At 40.0% G+C, this 17469-nt stretch carries 15 protein-coding genes; 12 read left to right on the top strand and 3 right to left on the bottom strand.

Annotated features, from left to right (window positions below; genetic code table 11):
• Positions 1-116: 116 nt before the first annotated feature.
• The 6 genes from EAF07_RS02250 to EAF07_RS02275 all read left to right on the top strand — a co-directional run bounded on the left by EAF07_RS02250 (position 117) and on the right by EAF07_RS02275 (position 6680).
• Positions 117-1637, top strand: coding sequence for an ABC transporter ATP-binding protein (locus EAF07_RS02250; RefSeq protein WP_121834673.1), 1521 nt, complete (start codon positions 117-119; stop codon positions 1635-1637).
• A 14-nt stretch (positions 1638-1651) separates the two neighbouring features.
• On the top strand, positions 1652-2713 hold the full coding sequence (locus tag EAF07_RS02255; protein WP_121834674.1) for an ABC transporter permease: 1062 nt from the start codon (positions 1652-1654) through the stop codon (positions 2711-2713).
• A gap of 3 nt (positions 2714-2716) precedes the next feature.
• Positions 2717-3670 carry an ABC transporter permease gene (locus tag EAF07_RS02260; protein WP_121834675.1) on the top strand — a complete coding sequence of 318 codons (954 nt, stop codon included), beginning with the start codon at positions 2717-2719 and terminating at the stop codon, positions 3668-3670.
• A 688-nt stretch (positions 3671-4358) separates the two neighbouring features.
• A complete protein-coding gene (nox, locus tag EAF07_RS02265; RefSeq protein ID WP_121834676.1) occupies positions 4359-5729 on the top strand; it encodes a H2O-forming NADH oxidase in 1371 nt (456 codons plus the stop codon).
• Between the two features lie 93 nt (positions 5730-5822).
• Positions 5823-6371: a hypothetical protein gene (locus EAF07_RS02270; RefSeq protein WP_121834677.1), complete on the top strand. Its 549-nt coding sequence runs from the start codon at positions 5823-5825 to the stop codon at positions 6369-6371.
• A gap of 18 nt (positions 6372-6389) precedes the next feature.
• Positions 6390-6680 (top strand): hypothetical protein, encoded by a 291-nt coding sequence (locus EAF07_RS02275; protein ID WP_121834678.1) that lies wholly within the window; start codon positions 6390-6392, stop codon positions 6678-6680.
• A 232-nt stretch (positions 6681-6912) separates the two neighbouring features.
• Here EAF07_RS02275 and EAF07_RS10580 read toward each other — a convergent pair whose 3' ends face one another.
• Positions 6913-7263: a hypothetical protein gene (locus EAF07_RS10580; protein WP_183121641.1), complete on the bottom strand. Its 351-nt coding sequence runs from the start codon at positions 7261-7263 to the stop codon at positions 6913-6915.
• Between the two features lie 273 nt (positions 7264-7536).
• Positions 7537-8520 (bottom strand): L-lactate dehydrogenase, encoded by a 984-nt coding sequence (locus EAF07_RS02280; protein WP_121834679.1) that lies wholly within the window; start codon positions 8518-8520, stop codon positions 7537-7539.
• 190 nt (positions 8521-8710) lie between these two features.
• Between EAF07_RS02280 and gyrA the strand changes: the two genes are divergently transcribed.
• Together gyrA and EAF07_RS02290 are read left to right on the top strand one after the other, a co-directional pair.
• Positions 8711-11167: a DNA gyrase subunit A gene (gene gyrA / locus EAF07_RS02285; protein WP_121834680.1), complete on the top strand. Its 2457-nt coding sequence runs from the start codon at positions 8711-8713 to the stop codon at positions 11165-11167.
• A complete protein-coding gene (locus EAF07_RS02290; RefSeq protein ID WP_121834729.1) occupies positions 11145-11891 on the top strand; it encodes a class A sortase in 747 nt (248 codons plus the stop codon). The genes gyrA and EAF07_RS02290 overlap by 23 nt, the downstream gene beginning before the upstream one ends.
• Positions 11892-12099: 208 nt before the next feature.
• Here EAF07_RS02290 and guaA read toward each other — a convergent pair whose 3' ends face one another.
• The gene (gene guaA / locus EAF07_RS02295) at positions 12100-13656 is read right to left on the bottom strand and encodes a glutamine-hydrolyzing GMP synthase (protein ID WP_121834681.1); all 1557 of its coding nucleotides are present in this window, start codon (positions 13654-13656) and stop codon (positions 12100-12102) included.
• A gap of 110 nt (positions 13657-13766) precedes the next feature.
• On the opposite strand from guaA, the gene EAF07_RS02300 reads away from it, so the two are divergent.
• The 4 genes from EAF07_RS02300 to ffh all read left to right on the top strand — a co-directional run bounded on the left by EAF07_RS02300 (position 13767) and on the right by ffh (position 17419).
• On the top strand, positions 13767-14408 hold the full coding sequence (locus EAF07_RS02300; RefSeq protein WP_121834730.1) for a GNAT family N-acetyltransferase: 642 nt from the start codon (positions 13767-13769) through the stop codon (positions 14406-14408).
• A gap of 11 nt (positions 14409-14419) precedes the next feature.
• A complete protein-coding gene (locus EAF07_RS02305) occupies positions 14420-15118 on the top strand; it encodes a GntR family transcriptional regulator (protein ID WP_121834682.1) in 699 nt (232 codons plus the stop codon).
• A gap of 324 nt (positions 15119-15442) precedes the next feature.
• Positions 15443-15775 (top strand): putative DNA-binding protein, encoded by a 333-nt coding sequence (locus EAF07_RS02310; protein ID WP_121834683.1) that lies wholly within the window; start codon positions 15443-15445, stop codon positions 15773-15775.
• Positions 15776-15838: 63 nt separating this feature from the next.
• A complete protein-coding gene (gene ffh / locus EAF07_RS02315) occupies positions 15839-17419 on the top strand; it encodes a signal recognition particle protein (protein ID WP_121834684.1) in 1581 nt (526 codons plus the stop codon).
• Positions 17420-17469 lie beyond the last annotated feature (50 nt).

The following is a 17469-nucleotide window of genomic DNA, read 5'->3' on the forward strand; positions in this document are numbered from 1 at the left end:
AGGCGACTGACATCGGTCGCTCTTTTTAGGGAACTGGGAGATTTTCTCTCAGTAAAGCCTATCACATTTTGGTAGGTTTTACTGACAAAAAATGACAGTTTTGAAAGGAAATGATTATGACACAAGATTATGTCATCGAGATGAGAGACATAACGAAGCGATTTGGTGAATTTGTTGCAAATGACCATATCAATTTAAATGTCAAAAAAGGTGAAATTCATGCTCTTCTCGGAGAGAATGGTGCAGGTAAATCAACCCTTATGAATATGTTGGCTGGTCTTCTTGAGCCAACGAGTGGTGAAATTTTAATTAACGGAAAAACTGTTAATATTGACTCACCATCGAAAGCTGCGCAGCTTGGTATCGGTATGGTGCACCAGCACTTCATGTTGGTAGATGCCTTTACCGTTACTGAAAATATCATTCTTGGTAGTGAGACAACTAACGCTACTGGCATGATTGATCTCAAAAAAGCTGTTGCTGAAATTACAGAAATTTCTAAGAGATACGGACTTGAAGTTGATCCAACTGCTAAAGTAGCAGACATTACAGTTGGTGCACAGCAACGTGTTGAAATTTTGAAAACTCTCTATCGTGGAGCAGATCTTCTGATTTTTGACGAACCGACAGCTGTTTTGACACCGGATGAAATTGCAGAGCTTCTAAAAATTATGAAGGTCTTGGTTTCAGAAGGAAAATCAATCATTTTGATTACTCATAAACTAGATGAAATTCGTGCAGTTGCAGACCGTGTCACTGTTATTCGTCGAGGTAAATCCATTGAAACAGTAGAAGTTTCCGGTGCTACAAACGATGACTTGGCTGAGTGGATGGTTGGTCGTTCAGTATCATTTAAAACTGAAAAAATTGCTCCAAATCCAAAAGAAGTTATCTTGTCAGTTGAAAATCTTGTTGTCAATGAAAACCGTGGAATTCCAGCTGTTAAAAATCTTTCTTTGGAAGTTAGAGCAGGTGAAATTGTAGGTATTGCAGGTATTGACGGCAATGGACAAAGTGAATTAATCCAGGCTATTACAGGACTTCGTAAAGTTAAGTCAGGTAAAATTACTATTAAAGGAGAGGATATCACACATTATCCTCCACGTAAGATTACTGAGCTTAGCGTTGGTCATGTCCCAGAAGATCGTCATCGTGATGGTATGATTTTGGATATGACAGTTGCAGAAAACTTTGCTTTACAAACTTATTATAAAGAACCAATTTCTAAAAATGGTATCTTAAATTACTCTAAGATTAATGAAAAAGCGCGTCAACTAATGGAAGAGTTCGATGTTCGTGGAGCAGGAGAACTTATTCCAGGCAAATCCCTTTCTGGTGGTAACCAACAAAAAGCGGTTATCGCTCGTGAGATTGATCGCAACCCAGATTTATTGATTGTTAGCCAACCGACACGTGGACTTGATGTCGGTGCGATTGAATATATCCGGAAACGTTTGATTGCTGAACGTGATAAAGGTAAAGCGGTACTCGTTGTGAGTTTCGAATTGGATGAAATTCTTGATGTATCGGACCGTATTGCTGTTATTCACGATGGAAGTATTCATGGTATTGTGTTGCCAGCTGAGACAACTAAGCAAGAGCTTGGTAAACTCATGGCTGGAGATCATCTCAAGTAAGAAAGGAAATCATTATGCTAAAAAAATATGAAAGTATCCTGATTCCCTTGATGGCAGTCCTTTCGGGTTTGCTACTTGGGGCAGTGATTATGTTAGTCTTTGGGTATGACCCAGTTTGGGGTTATGAAGAGCTTCTCTATACTGCTTTTGGCTCTGTTAAGAGCGTTGGGGAAATCTTCCGTGCAGTAGCTCCGCTTGTTTTTACAGCTTTAGGTTTTGCAGTTGCAAGCCGAGCAGGGTTCTTTAATGTTGGTCTATCAGGTCAAGCACTTGTTGGTTGGGTTTTTGCAGGTTGGTTTGCCTTAGCAAATCCTGATATGCCTAGACCTCTATTAGTACTAGCGACAGTTGTGATTGCTATGATTGCTGGTGGTCTTGCTGGTGCGATTCCAGGATTTTTACGAGCATTCCTTGGGACAAGTGAAGTTATCGTAACGATTATGATGAACTACATCTTACTCTATTTTTCTAACCACATTATTCGTGATGTTTTTGCGGATGAATTAATGAAAAATACGGACTCAAGTATCAATGTTTCTGCGAACGCTTCTTACCAGACAGAGTGGCTACGAGCTCTAACAGATAATTCACGCATGAATATCGGTATCTTCTTTGCCCTTATAGCAGTAGTAGTTATCTGGTTCTTGTTTGCCAAAACAACACTTGGATTTGAAATCCGTGCGGCAGGTCTTAATCCGACAGCAGCAGATTATGCTGGTATGAGTACGAAACGTACAATCGTTCTTTCAATGATTATCTCTGGTGCTCTTGCAGGTCTAGGTGGTGCCGTACAAGGTTTAGGAACATTCCAAAATGTTTACATCCAATCTGCTAACCTAGATATCGGTTTTAATGGGATGTCAGTTGCTCTCTTAGCCTCTAACTCACCATTAGGTATTCCATTTGCAGCCTTCCTTTTCGGGGCACTATCAGTAGGTTCTTCAGGTATGGTTCGTGCTCAAATTCCACCAGAATTGGTTAACGTCGTAACGGCTTCAATCATTTTCTTTATCGGTGTGAAATTTATCTTTGAACAAGTTTTAAGATCTAAACGTTTTGCGAAAGGAGGTAAGTAAAAGATGAGTTTAAACTTATTAGCTTTATTGATTTCGCAGATGTTAATCTATTCAGCACCTTTGATTTTTACCAGTCTTGGAGGAGTATTCTCTGAACGTGCAGGTATTGTTAACGTTGGTCTTGAAGGGACAATGGTTATCGGTGCCTTTGCAGGTGTCGTATTTAACATTGAATTTGCGGAACAATTCGGCAGCGTAACACCACTTTTGGCAGTATTAATTGGTGGGCTTGTTGGAATCTTGTTCCAGTTGATTCATGCCACTGCGACGGTTCTTTTCCGAGCAGACCACGTCGTGTCTGGTACAGTACTTAATCTTTTAGCACCAGCCTTCTCAGTCTTTCTCGTTAAAGTTATCTACGGTAAAGGTCAAACAGACTCAATTCGTCAGTCATTTGGTAAATTCTCTTTCCCAGTGCTAGAAAATGTTCCTGTTCTTGGTGAACTATTCTTCAAGAATACTAGCTTGATGGGGTATGTTGCTATTCTAACAGCTTTCACTGCTTGGTTTGTGCTTTATAAGACTCGTTTTGGTCTTAGACTCCGTTCGGTGGGGGAACATCCTCAGGCGGCTGATACACTTGGGATAAATGTCTACAAAATGCGTTTTGCAGGCGTAATGATTGCAGGATTCCTTGGAGGAGTTGGTGGAGCAGTAAGTGCTCAATCTGTGAACATTAACTTCTCAGCAACGACTATCGTTGGTTCTGGATTTATCGCCCTTGCAGCTGTGATTTTCGGTAAATGGAATCCGCTTGGTGCTATGCTCGCTAGTCTTTTCTTCGGACTTTCTCAGAGTTTGGCGGTTATTGGAAGCCAATTGCCTGGATTACAAAATATTCCAACCGTTTACCTTCAAATGGCTCCTTACCTAATTACAGTGATTGCTCTTGCAGCATTCTTTGGTAAAGCTGTTGCTCCAAAAGCAGATGGTGTTAACTATATTAAAACTAAATAATCCTAAAATGAGGTTAGTAAAACACTAATCTCATTTTTTACATAAAATCATTTAGTAGGGGAGGGAGTGACTAATACTCATCCAAAATCAAAATTAGCAGTTTAAATCAAATCAAGAACCAATAAATGGATTGATTTTCCAGAGCTTCTTTCGCCATAGTGGTATTCTTATTAGTAAAACTGTCCAGTGGACAGTTTTAGCCCAAGCTCAGAAATAAAAGAGCGGGGGTAATTGGCTTGATAAGAACGGACTTTTTGGGAGAACTACAGAAATTGAGAATCAATTTCGTAGTAGTTCCCCCGCAAGGATGATTAGGTTGGACGCTGTCGAGTAGTCGACAAGTACAGCCAATCATCTACTGAGATAGAGAGGCTCAAATCTAGCAATGAAACTCCGTAGGAGGTTTTGACACTGACTTAGTCAGTTATATTTCCCACCTCAAAAGGTTCCCCAAACCTTATCGACTGTGACGAACTCTGTTCGTCTTATTTCCCACCTCCAAAGGTCTCCCAGACCTTTGGAGCGTCCGCACTTTTAAGAAAGAAACAAAAAGTAATTTTTGATTTTTGTTAAGTATAAATATTTTTTTCAATTTGCCATGTGATAGTGAGCAAATATATGGAAAGCGCTTGTAATATGTGATAAAATAGAGTAGTAAAATAATATATTTTTGAAAGAGGATTTTACTATGTCTAAAATCGTTGTTGTAGGTGCCAACCATGCTGGTACAGCTGCTATTAAAACCATGTTAACAAACTATGGTGATGCTAATGAGATTGTTGTTTTCGACCAAAACTCAAATATTTCATTCTTAGGATGTGGTATGGCTCTTTGGATCGGTGAACAAATTTCTGGTCCAGAAGGATTGTTCTACTCAGATAAAGAAGAACTTGAATCACTTGGTGCAACTGTTTACATGGAATCACCAGTTTCAGCTATTGATTATGAGGCTAAAACTGTTACAGCTCTTGTAAATGGTAAAGAGCATGTTGAAAGCTACGACAAATTGCTTTTTGCGACAGGTTCACAACCAATCTTGCCACCAATTAAAGGTGCTGAAATTAAAGAAGGCTCACTTGAATTTGAAGCAACTCTTGAAAATCTTCAATTTGTTAAATTGTACCAAAACTCAGCAGATGTTATTCAAAAACTTGAGAACAAAGACATTAACCGTGTTGCCGTTGTAGGTGCTGGTTATATCGGTGTTGAGCTTGCTGAGGCATTCCAACGCAAAGGTAAAGAAGTTGTTCTTATCGATGTTGTTGATACTTGTCTTGCTGGCTACTATGATCGTGATTTGTCTGATCTTATGGCGAAAAACATGGAAGAGCATGGTATTAAACTTGCCTTCGGTGAGACTGTTAAAGAAGTTGCTGGTGATGGTAAAGTTGAAAAAATCATTACTGATAAAAATGAATACGATGTTGACATGGTAATCCTTGCTGTTGGTTTCCGTCCAAACACTGCTTTCGCAGGTGAAGGTATTGAGCGCTTCCGCAATGGTGCATTCCTTGTAAACAAACGCCAACAAACATCACTTCCAGATGTTTATGCTATCGGTGACTGTGCTACAATCTACGACAATGCTACTGGTGACACAAGTTATATCGCCCTTGCTTCAAACGCTGTTCGTACAGGTATCGTAGCAGCTCACAACATCTGTGGAACTGACCTTGAAGGTATTGGTGTACAAGGTTCAAACGGTATTTCAATCTATGGTCTTAACCTTGTTTCAACTGGTTTAACGCTTGAAAAAGCAACTCGCCTTGGTATCAACGCTGCTGTAACTGAATACACTGACAATCAAAAACCAGAATTCATTGAGCATGGTAACTTCCCAGTAACACTTAAAATCGTTTACGATAAAGATTCACGCCGTATCCTTGGTGCGCAAATGGCTGCACGTGAAGATATCTCTATGGGTATCCACATGTTCTCACTTGCTATCCAAGAAGGTGTTACTATTGAGAAATTGGCATTGACAGATATTTTCTTCTTGCCACATTTCAACAAACCATACAACTACATCACAATGGCAGCACTTGGTGCAAAAGACTAATTTGTGATTAGCATGCAAACCAGCCGATTGGCTGGTTTTTTTGACGCTTATTTTTCCCTATGCTATAATGTGTCTTAGAAATGGAGAGATATTATGCTACGAGAAGCTACTCTTAGTGATATTAAAAGATATGGTGACACCTTTTATCAACTAGGTTTAAATCCATTAACATCAGGTTACCCAGCCTATTTTGATGGGACAAAGACTAAGGATGATTTTGAAAGATTGTTGATGAGGCGATTAGAACATGAGAATAGTAGGTTATTGATTGCAGAGTTTGAAGGACAAGTAGAAGGGATTATTGGGTATTTTTACCTGCCTGATGACAAGTATTTGCAAGTTGATCTGTTAAATCTATCTTATCATGCTGACATACATCTTACGGAGTTGGTTGAGCACTTAGAATCACATTTTAAAGATTTTCAGATACTTTTTGGCATTGATGCGAGAAATGCGACTTATCAATCAGTTTTAAAGGATAAGGGGTGGATTGCAGAAGCACCTCAAGTCGTCAATCTGTTAGAAGAACCGTTTATAAGATGTGAGCCATGTGCTGTTAAGTCAGATATTATCCGTGTCAGCCATTCTAATCAGTTACACTTTCAATCTCTGTTTCCACGGGATAACTCTGAAAATGTTTAGTGGTCACCTGAACGATTGATGGAAGAATTAGACAATTGGGTAATCTATTTGTTTCCTGATAAAGGTGCCCTTTGGGCAAGACCATTTGGGGATTGTCAAATGGAAATTTATGGCTATGTCATTGCTGAACAAATGGCTGATGATTCTCAAAGCATTCTTCGTGAGTTACTTTATACTCTTATAGAAGAAGCACGTCAGTCAGGTATTCGACAAATATTATTTTTTAGTGATGAAAAGGAGTGCGAGCTGTTAAGAGCTTTAGGGTTTAAAGAAAGAGGAACTTATCTTTGCTATGTTAAGACTTTGTAGATGGTTTCTTTTATGAATGTGCTTGAATTAAAAATAATCCAAATATTGTTATCGGATTTATTAGAATAATAAAAAGAGGTTGGGACATAAATATCTCAACCTTCTATTTTTAATGGTAATAACAGATTGACGCAGTGGTTGATTGGAGGTCCTAAACCCTTGCTACGCAATCGTTAGCGGCCATCCTAATCAACTGTGCGGAGGTGGGACGACGAAGTCAATTTCTTCGAAATCATGACTTCTGTCCCACTCTCTTTTTGACATTTAAGTAAAGAATATAGATTGCTATTAAAAAATAGATGACAATGGTGTAATAATGAGACAATGGCTTACCTAAACCAATAATCAGCATGATGCAAGGATAACTGAGGGTGACTATTACAGTAGCTAGAAGATATTTGATACTTTCTTTTGAAATAGCTTTCCAATCGTAACTAATCCCTACAAATAGGGGAGTAAGATGCACAAGTGGTCCTAAGGTAGTTTTTTCAAAAAATGTTAGTAAATAACAGAAAAGTATGAGAATTAGCATAAGATAAAACAATCTTTTACTAAACTCTTCAGAAACTGGACGTTTTTTCATTGTAGACCTCTGTAGTTATTTATATTGATTACATAATACAATGAATGAAGGTATTTGTCAACGAGAGATAGAAATCTTTAATATTTCATAATATTTGCTTCCTCTAGTATAAGAAAAATCTTTAAACCGTCTGAAATATTGTAATAGAAGCACTTTGAGGCAGCTGGTGATTGGAAGCTAACGATACAAAAGATTCTAATTGTAGGTGCTTGAACAATCATTAAAACATATAAAAAAGACTAGGAATAGCAGTATTCCAGTCTTTTTCAGAGATTAGTTTTTGCAAGCTGATGCAAATTCTTCTTTAGAAAATGCTTCGTCAATGATAGCTTTCAACTCAGCAGCAGAAGCTTGCATTTTTTGCAATTCAGCATCGCTAAGTGGAATGTTTACTGGACGAACGATACCGTGTGCACCAATGATAGCTGGTTGACCGATAAAGACATCTTCAACACCGTTGTATTGACCAGCTTGGAAAACTGACAATGGAAGCACTGCATTTTCATCATCAAAGATAGCTTTTGTGATACGAGCAAGAGCTACTGCGATACCGTAGTAAGTAGCACCTTTTTTGTTGATGATTGAGTAAGCAGCGTCACGAACAGAGATGAAGAGATCAACAAGACCTTGCTCATCGATATCACGGTTAGCTTGCAACCAGTCGTAAAGTTTTACACCGGCAACGTTAGCGTGTGACCAAACGGCAAATTCTGAGTCACCGTGTTCACCCATGATGTAAGCGTGGACAGAACGAGCATCGATACCGATTTTATCAGCAAGTGCTTGACGGAAACGTGCTGAGTCAAGAGAAGTACCTGAACCGATAACGCGCTCTTTAGGGAATCCTGAGAATTTCCAAGTTGAGTAAGTTAAAACGTCAACTGGGTTAGCGGCTACAAGGAAGATACCGTTGAAACCTGATGCAACGATTTGAGTAACAACTTCTTTGTTGATACGCAAGTTTTTCTCAACAAGGTCAAGACGAGTTTCACCTGGTTTTTGAGGAGCACCAGCTGTCAAGACAACAAGGTCAGCATCGTGGCAGTCTGAGTAATCAGCTGCATAGATTTTTTTAGGTGAAGTAAATGCCAATGCGTGGCTTAAATCTTCTGCATCACCTTGAGTTTTTTCTTTGAAAATATCAATAATTCCAAGCTCTTGACCGATGTTTTGTGTTACCAAAGCAAAAGCGTAAGATGAACCTACGGCACCGTCACCGACAAGGATAACTTTTTTGTGTTGTTTAGTTAAAGTCATGCTAAACGTCTCCTTATTTTTTTCTTTGGGGAATTCCCATACATCTAACTATTCTACCATGTTCTTTGCTGTTTGTCACGGAAGAAAGAAGAAAAATGAAAATTGCTTACAGAAAGCGATACCAATACAGATTTTCCAAGGAATTTATGATATAATAATAAAGACTTTTGAAAAGAAAAGAGGCATGTACATGCAAGATAAAAACTTGGTAGATGTTAATCTAACGAGTGAGATGAAGACGAGTTTTATTGACTATGCGATGAGCGTTATTGTGGCACGTGCCCTACCTGATGTTCGTGATGGTCTAAAACCGGTACATCGCCGTATTTTGTACGGGATGAACGAACTTGGTGTTACTCCAGATAAACCTCATAAAAAATCGGCCCGTATTACCGGGGATGTTATGGGTAAATATCACCCGCACGGTGACAGTTCTATCTATGAAGCTATGGTTCGTATGGCTCAGTGGTGGAGTTATCGTCACATGTTGGTTGATGGTCATGGAAACTTTGGTTCTATGGATGGAGATGGTGCGGCCGCTCAACGTTATACGGAAGCGCGCATGAGCAAAATCGCTCTAGAAATGCTCCGTGACATCAATAAGAACACGGTTGATTTTCAGGATAACTATGATGGTTCTGAACGTGAGCCACTAGTGTTACCGGCACGATTTCCTAATCTTCTCGTTAATGGAGCGACAGGTATCGCTGTTGGTATGGCAACCAACATTCCACCGCATAACCTTGGAGAATCCATTGATGCGGTTAAATTAGTAATGGATAATCCAGAAGTCACAACACGTGATTTGATGGAAGTAATGCCTGGTCCAGACTTCCCAACAGGGGCTCTTGTTATGGGGAAATCAGGTATTCATCGTGCCTATGAAACCGGTAAAGGATCAATTGTTTTACGTTCTCGTACAGAAATTGAATTGACTAAGACTGGTCGTGAACGCATTGTTGTCACAGAGTTTCCGTATGGTGTCAATAAAACAAAGGTTCACGAGCATATTGTTCGTTTGGCACAGGAAAAACGCATTGAAGGAATCACAGCTGTTCGTGATGAATCGAGTCGTGAAGGTGTTCGTTTTGTCATTGAAGTTCGTCGTGATGCGTCAGCTAATGTGATTTTAAATAATCTGTTTAAACTAACAAGTTTGCAGACAAACTTTAGTTTCAATATGTTGGCTATTGAAAAGGGAGTGCCAAAAATTCTCTCCCTACGTCAGATTATTGACAATTATATTGCTCACCAAAAAGAAGTGATTGTTCGTCGGACGCGTTTTGATAAAGAGAAAGCAGAAGCGCGTGCACATATCTTAGAAGGATTGTTAGTCGCACTTGATCACCTTGATGAAGTGATTGCGATTATCCGTGGTAGTCAGACTGATGCCGAGGCACAAGCAGAGCTGATGAGTCGTTTTGAGTTGTCAGAGCGTCAAAGTCAGGCGATTTTGGATATGCGTCTGCGTCGTTTGACAGGATTGGAACGCGATAAAATTCAATCTGAATATGATGATTTGTTGACTTTAATTGCAGATTTGGCTGATATTTTGGCTAAGCCTGAACGTGTTGCGACAATTATCAAAGAAGAATTGGATGAAACCAAGCGTAAATATGCTGATGATCGTCGTACAGAGCTTATGGTCGGTGAGGTATTGTCACTAGAAGACGAAGATCTTATCGAAGAAGAAGATGTTCTCATCACTTTATCTAACAAAGGTTACATCAAATGCTTGGCTCAGGATGAATTCCGTGCCCAAAAACGTGGTGGACGTGGTGTTCAAGGAACAGGTGTTAATGATGATGACTTTGTCAAAGATTTGGTATCTACCTCGACACATGACCACTTGTTGTTCTTTACGAATATGGGACGTGTTTACCGCCTAAAAGCTTACGAAATCCCAGAATATGGTCGTACCGCAAAAGGTCTTCCTATTATCAATCTTTTGAAGCTTGATGAAGGGGAAACTATCCAGACGGTGATTAATTTAACGAAAGAAGACTTCAAAGATAAGCATTTCTTCTTCATCACCCAACAAGGGATTGTCAAACGTACAAGTGTTTCTGAGTTTAATAACATTCGTCAAAATGGTTTGAAAGCCTTGGGCTTACGAGATGATGATCAATTGATTAATGTGATTTTAACGAATGGACAAGATGACATTATCATTGGTACGAAAACAGGTTACTCTGTTCGTTTCCGTGAGGATAGTGTGCGAAGCATGAGCCGTGTTGCAACAGGTGTTAAAGGGATTACCCTACGCGATGGAGATATCGTTGTTGGTGCGTCAGCTATTGCTCAAGATCAGGAAGTTCTTGTCATCACTGAAAAAGGTTATGGTAAACGTACCGCTGCAAGCGAATATCCAACTAAAGGTCGTGGCGGTAAAGGGATTAAAACTGCTAATATTACTGAGAAAAATGGACCACTTGCTGGGCTTGTCACAGTTAGTGGTGATGAGGATATTATGATTATCACCGATACTGGCGTCATGATCCGCACAGGCATTGAAAATATCTCTCAGACAGGACGTTCAACCCAAGGTGTTAAAGTGATGCGTTTGGATGAACAAGCTAAAATTGTGACCTTTGCTTTAGTGAAATCTGGAGCTACAGATGAGGATGGTGCTGATGAGACGGAATAAAAAGAAAACCTTTAAAACGTTTTTACACAACACCCTAATTGTTCTTTTGTTTATTGTTGGTTTAGCATTGGTATTTAATAAATCCATTCGAAATACTTTGATTGCTTGGAATTCTAATAAATATCAAGTTTCTCAAGTTTCAAAGGAGACCATCAAAAAGAATAAGGAAAAAGAAGCGAGTTTTGATTTCTCAGCAGTTGAATCTGTCTCAACAGAATCCATTTTAAAATCTCAAATGGAAGCACAGCTTCTACCTGTAATAGGTGGTATAGCTATACCAGATTTAAAAATTAATTTGCCTATTTTTAAAGGTCTCGGTAACACTGAATTATCTTATGGTGCAGGTACCATGAAAGAAAGTCAGGTTATGGGACAAGGCAATTATACGCTGGCTAGCCATCATATTTTTTCGATGGTCGGTGCTTCAGATATGCTGTTTTCACCACTTGAGAGAGCTCAAAATGGTATGAAAATCTATCTGACTGACAAAGAATTTATTTACACTTATGTGATTAACAGTGTAGAAATCGTTGAACCAGAGGCTATTTATGTCCTAGAAGATCATGAAGGTGTCAACGAAATCACACTAGTAACTTGTACAGATGCTGAGGCAACACAACGTACAATTGTGAAAGGTTTGCTTGAAACACAAGTGGCATTTAATGATGCGGATAAATCGATTCTCAAATCTTTTGAACAAAATTATAACCAAGTTGCTTGGTGAGTTACATGATTGAAATAAGGTAATAAAAAACGGTTCTTACTTATTAGAAGTAGGAACCATTTTTTGTGTATATGGGGAAAATTCCGTTAATCAGATCAACATAATAAACTTATCGCATCTACGAATGCTGAAATTTATAAACAATCCCCTACATGATTCATGCAGGGGGTTATATCTCTATTATTGAGTTAAAGATAATTACTAATCTTTACTCCCACTCAACAGTTGCAGGTGGTTTACTTGTGATATCATAGACGATACGGTTAACGTGGTCAACTTCGTTTACGATTCGGGTTGAGATTTTCTTAAGAACGTCCCAAGGGAGTTGCGCAAAATCAGCTGTCATGCCGTCGATAGAAGTGATGGCACGGATAGCGATGGTGTAGTCGTAGGTACGACCGTCACCCATAACCCCAACAGAACGGACACCAGTGTTTACAGTGAAGTACTGCCATACATCGCGGTCAAGGCCTGCTTTTGCAATTTCTTCACGAAGGATAGCATCTGATTCACGAACCGTTTCAAGTTTTTCTTCAGTGATTTCACCCATCACACGAATTGCAAGACCTGGTCCTGGGAATGGCTGGCGCCAAACAACTTCATCTGGCATGCCAAGTGCAGTACCAAGTGCGCGTACTTCATCTTTAAACAAGGTGTTGAGTGGCTCAATGAGTTTGAACTGCATATCTTCAGGAAGTCCACCAACGTTGTGGTGAGATTTGATGGTTTCGGCAGTTTCAGTACCTGATTCGATGATATCTGTGTAAAGGGTACCTTGTGCTAAGAAATCAACATCGGTGAGTTTACTTGCTTCATCGTCAAAGACGTAAACAAACTCATTACCAATAATTTTACGTTTTTTCTCAGGATCATCAACACCTGCTAAAAGACTCAAGAAGCGTTCTGCGGCATCAACACGGATAATATTAAGACCGAATTTGCCACCAAGCATTTCCATAACTTGGTCGCCTTCATTCTTACGAAGAAGGCCGTGGTCAACGAAGATACATGTTAACTGATCACCAATCGCACGTTGCAGAAGGACACCAACGACTGATGAATCTACCCCACCTGAAAGACCAAGGAGAACTTTTTTGTCTCCAACTGTTTCACGGATTTTAGCGATTTCCATGTCGATGAAGTTATCCATTGACCAGTCACCACGCGCACCGCAGATGTTTACCGCAAAATTGCGAAGCATGTCATTACCGTAAACGGAGTGACGAACTTCTGGGTGGAATTGGATACCGTAGAAGTTTTTCTCAGTGTTTTCCATCGCAGCAAACGGGCAGTCAGCAGAGTCACCAACCAAGTGGAAACCTTCTGGAATCTCAGTGACGGCATCACCATGACTCATCAAAACAAGTTGTTCTTCAGGTGTTCCAGCAAATAGCTTAGATTCGGCACGAAGACGTAGTGTAGATTGACCATACTCACGGTTACCAGCTTCACCTGCTGGGACCACTTTCCCTCCAAGGGTATGTGTGATCAATTGCATACCATAACAGATTCCTAAAATGGGAATCCCAAGCTCAAAAATATCTTTGTCAATACCAAAGGCATTGTCAGCGTAGACAGAGTTAGGACCTCCTGAGAGGACGATTCCGATAGGATTGATGGCACGAAGCTCATCTGCTGTAATTTTATGGCTTTTAAGTTCTGAAAAAACACCAAATTCACGGATACGACGCGCAATCAGTTGATTGTACTGGCTACCGTAATCGAGAACGATGATTTTTTGAACATCAGTCAACGTTTCAGTCATGGATTCCCTTTCTTTTTACGTCAGATGTTATAGACGGTTTCTATTATTCTAGCATAAATTCTGGTTTTTTGCAGTCCTTTTTTTATTAAATATGGTAAACTAATCTTATGATAACGATTAAACCTTTTGAGAACCAATATGAAAAAAGTTGGGTCTATTGTAAAGCCCTTTCTTACTTATATTCAGACTTTTTTGATGATATCAGCCGTACTAAGGATAACTTTACGGATTTTTACGAAGACAGCATTGAACTCGTTGCTTTAGAGGGAGATACTGTTGTTGGTCTGCTAGATATTGGGATTTATTCTAGGGAAAATAGCAGAGCATATGCCTATTATTCCTGTGACAAAGTCGCTTATTTTGCTAATTTAGCTGTCCATCCAGATTATCAGGGGCAGGGCATCGCAAATCAATTATTTGAACGAGCTGAGATTCTTCTTCGAGAAAAAGGGGTTGAAGCGCTAGCCATTTTTACAAGAGGCGATGAAAAAGCGAACCACCTTTATCAGAAATGGGGAGCAGAAGTCATCTGTCGTGACTGGCTGGTTGTAGGAACACCAAAATCACAGGATCAATCATTCACTTTTCAGGTGTTACCAGATCAGAAGCGACTAGCATTTGTTACTGAAGATGGGGAGTTGCCATACTATCAGCGCGAGGGGCATTATATTGTCGCTAAAGAGACAGATTTGGAGTTGTTTGAGATTGAGGAGGTCTATGAAGAACGCACCTACCTCAAGCGATATCATTAGGAGGAAAAGCGATGGCGCCAGCCTATATTAGTATTCACGATGCATTGAAGGAGCAGATTGATAAAGGCATTTGGAAGATTGGAGACCGTCTGCCTAGCGAGCGTGACTTGGCAGATGATTTTTCCGTTAGCCGAATGACGCTTCGTCAAGCGATTACTTTACTGGTTGATGAAGGTATCTTAGAACGGAGAGTAGGAAGCGGCACCTATGTGGCCAGCAGATGGGTTCAGGAAAAAATGCGTGGTACCACATCGTTTACCGAGATTGTGACAGCGCAAGGGAAGACCCCTTCTACGAAAGTTATTTCTTATCAAAAGAAACTGGCGAGCCAGACGGAAATGGACCGTCTGCAGCTGAAGAAAACGGACTATGTGATTCGAATGGAGCGGGTACGGTATGCGGATAATGTTCCTGTTGTCTATGAAGTGGCTTCTATTCCTGAGGAACTGATTCGTAATGTTGAACGACGAGCCATTACGGAACATTTTTTTAAAACCTTAACGGATAATGGCTATGAAATTGGCAAAAGTCAGCAAGTGATTTCAGCTAAAATTGCCAGTGAGCGCGTGGCAGATTATCTTTCGATTGCTAAAGGTCATGCTATTTTAGCACTCACACAAGTTTCCTATTTCACAGATAATCGCCCATTTGAATATGTGAGAAGTCAGTATGTAGGCGATCGATTTGAGTTCTACCTAGAAAACAATTAGGTGACACCAGTCAAATTATGATTGATTTGTAACGATATATCCGCATATATGGTGGTATCTGTGGGAGAAACGACTACTGAAGATAGTATTGCGTTAATGCTCAAGGTTGGAAATAAGGTATTTTAGATTGTGTGATTTTTATAGGTGATGTAGTGGTTTTTGGGCGCCATGCTATTTGTGAGTACCTTGAGCTTTGCAATCAGGATAGCTGGTTAGCTATTCCAGTGTTTACCTTGTCTAAACTAGAGTGTTCATGGTGGTACAGCTCAAAAGCTCTGCCATTTCCCCTATTAAAATCCTAGATATTATGGTAAAATATAGGATATGGAAATTGAAAAAACCAATCGAATGAACGCTCTTTTTGAGTTTTATGCAGCGCTTTTAACAGATAAGCAAATGAATTATATTGAACTCTATTACGCAGATGATTACAGCTTGGCAGAAATCGCTGAAGAGTTTGGGGTCAGTCGGCAAGCTGTCTATGACAATATTAAGCGTACAGAGAGAATTCTAGAGGATTATGAAATGAAACTGCACATGTATTCTGATTATATTGTGCGTAGTGAAATCTTTGATGAGATGACTGAGAAATATGCAAACGATGACTATTTGCAAGAAAAAATCGCTATTTTAATGAGTATTGATAATAGAGATTAAGCTGGTTGTTGAGCTTATGTAGCCAGCAAGAGCGAGAAGAAAAAAGGAGAGAAATAAAAACAGATGGCATTTGAAAGTCTAACACAACGCTTGCAAGGCGTGTTTAAAAATCTACGTCGTAAAGGAAAGCTAACGGAAAAAGAAGTTCAAGACGTTACAAAAGAAATTCGTCTGGCACTCCTTGAGGCGGACGTTGCACTTCCGGTTGTTAAGACGTTTATTAAGCGTGTTCGTGAGCGTGCTGTTGGTCATGAGATTATCGAAACCTTGGATGCGTCTCAACAAATCATCAAGATTGTTAATGAAGAATTAACAGCCATTTTAGGTTCTGAAACGGCAGAAATTGAAAAATCCCCTAAAATTCCAACCATTATCATGATGGTTGGTCTTCAAGGTGCTGGTAAGACAACCTTTGCTGGTAAACTGGCAAACAAGCTTATCAAGGAAGAAAATGCTCGTCCGTTGATGATTGCAGCGGATATCTATCGTCCAGCTGCGATAGATCAACTTAAAACTCTGGGTGGGCAAATCGGTGTCCCTGTCTTTGATATGGGGACTGATACACCGGCTGTTGAAATTGTGCGCCAAGGTTTAGAAAAAGCGCGTGAGAATCACAATGATTATGTTCTCATCGATACCGCTGGTCGTCTCCAAATTGATGAAAAACTCATGCAGGAATTGCGCGATGTCAAAGCATTAGCGCAACCACATGAAATCCTTTTGGTTGTTGATAGCATGATTGGTCAAGAAGCTGCCAATGTTGCGCGTGAGTTTAATGAGCAATTGGAAGTGACAGGGGTTATCTTAACCAAGATTGACGGTGATACCCGTGGTGGTGCTGCCCTTTCAATCCGTGAAATCACAGGGAAGCCAATCAAGTTTACAGGTACTGGTGAAAAGATTACCGACATTGAAACCTTCCACCCAGATCGTATGGCTAGCCGTATTTTGGGCATGGGTGATTTGTTGACCCTGATTGAAAAGGCTTCTCAAGAATACGACATGCAAAAATCAGCTGAGCTTGCTGAGAAGATGCGTGAAAACACCTTTGATTTCAATGATTTCATTGAGCAACTGGACCAAGTCCAAAACATGGGACCGATGGAAGACCTTCTTAAAATGCTACCTGGGATGGCTGGCAATCCTGCCTTGGCAAACCTGAAAGTGGATGAAAGAGAAATCGCTCGCAAACGTGCCATTGTATCGTCAATGACACCAGCAGAGCGTGAAAATCCAGATTTACTGACACCGAGTCGCCGTCGCCGTATTGCCAATGGTTCTGGAAATAGCTTTGTGGAAGTCAATAAGTTCATTAAAGATTTCAACCAAGCTAAGTCCATGATGCAAGGTGTCATGTCAGGTGATATGGATAAGATGATGCGTCAAATGGGCATCAATCCTAACAATCTTCCTAAGAACTTGCCAAATATGCCAGATATGAGTGGCATGGACATGTCTGCTTTAGAGAGCATGATGGGAGGTTCAGGATTGCCTGATTTATCAGCTCTGGGTGGCGCAGGCATGCCGGATATGAGCCAAATGTTTGGTGGTGGCCTCAAAGGAAAAGTTGGGCAATTTGCCATGAAGCAAATGATGAAACGCCAAGCCAACAAACTCAAAAAAGCGAAGAAGAAGCGTAAATAACCAAAGAGAGGCTGGGAGTATGTGTGATTTTCCCAGCCTTATTTTTTTAT

The sequence above is a fragment of the Streptococcus hillyeri genome (genome assembly GCF_003686955.1).
Classification (GTDB): Bacteria; Bacillota; Bacilli; order Lactobacillales; family Streptococcaceae; genus Streptococcus; species Streptococcus hillyeri.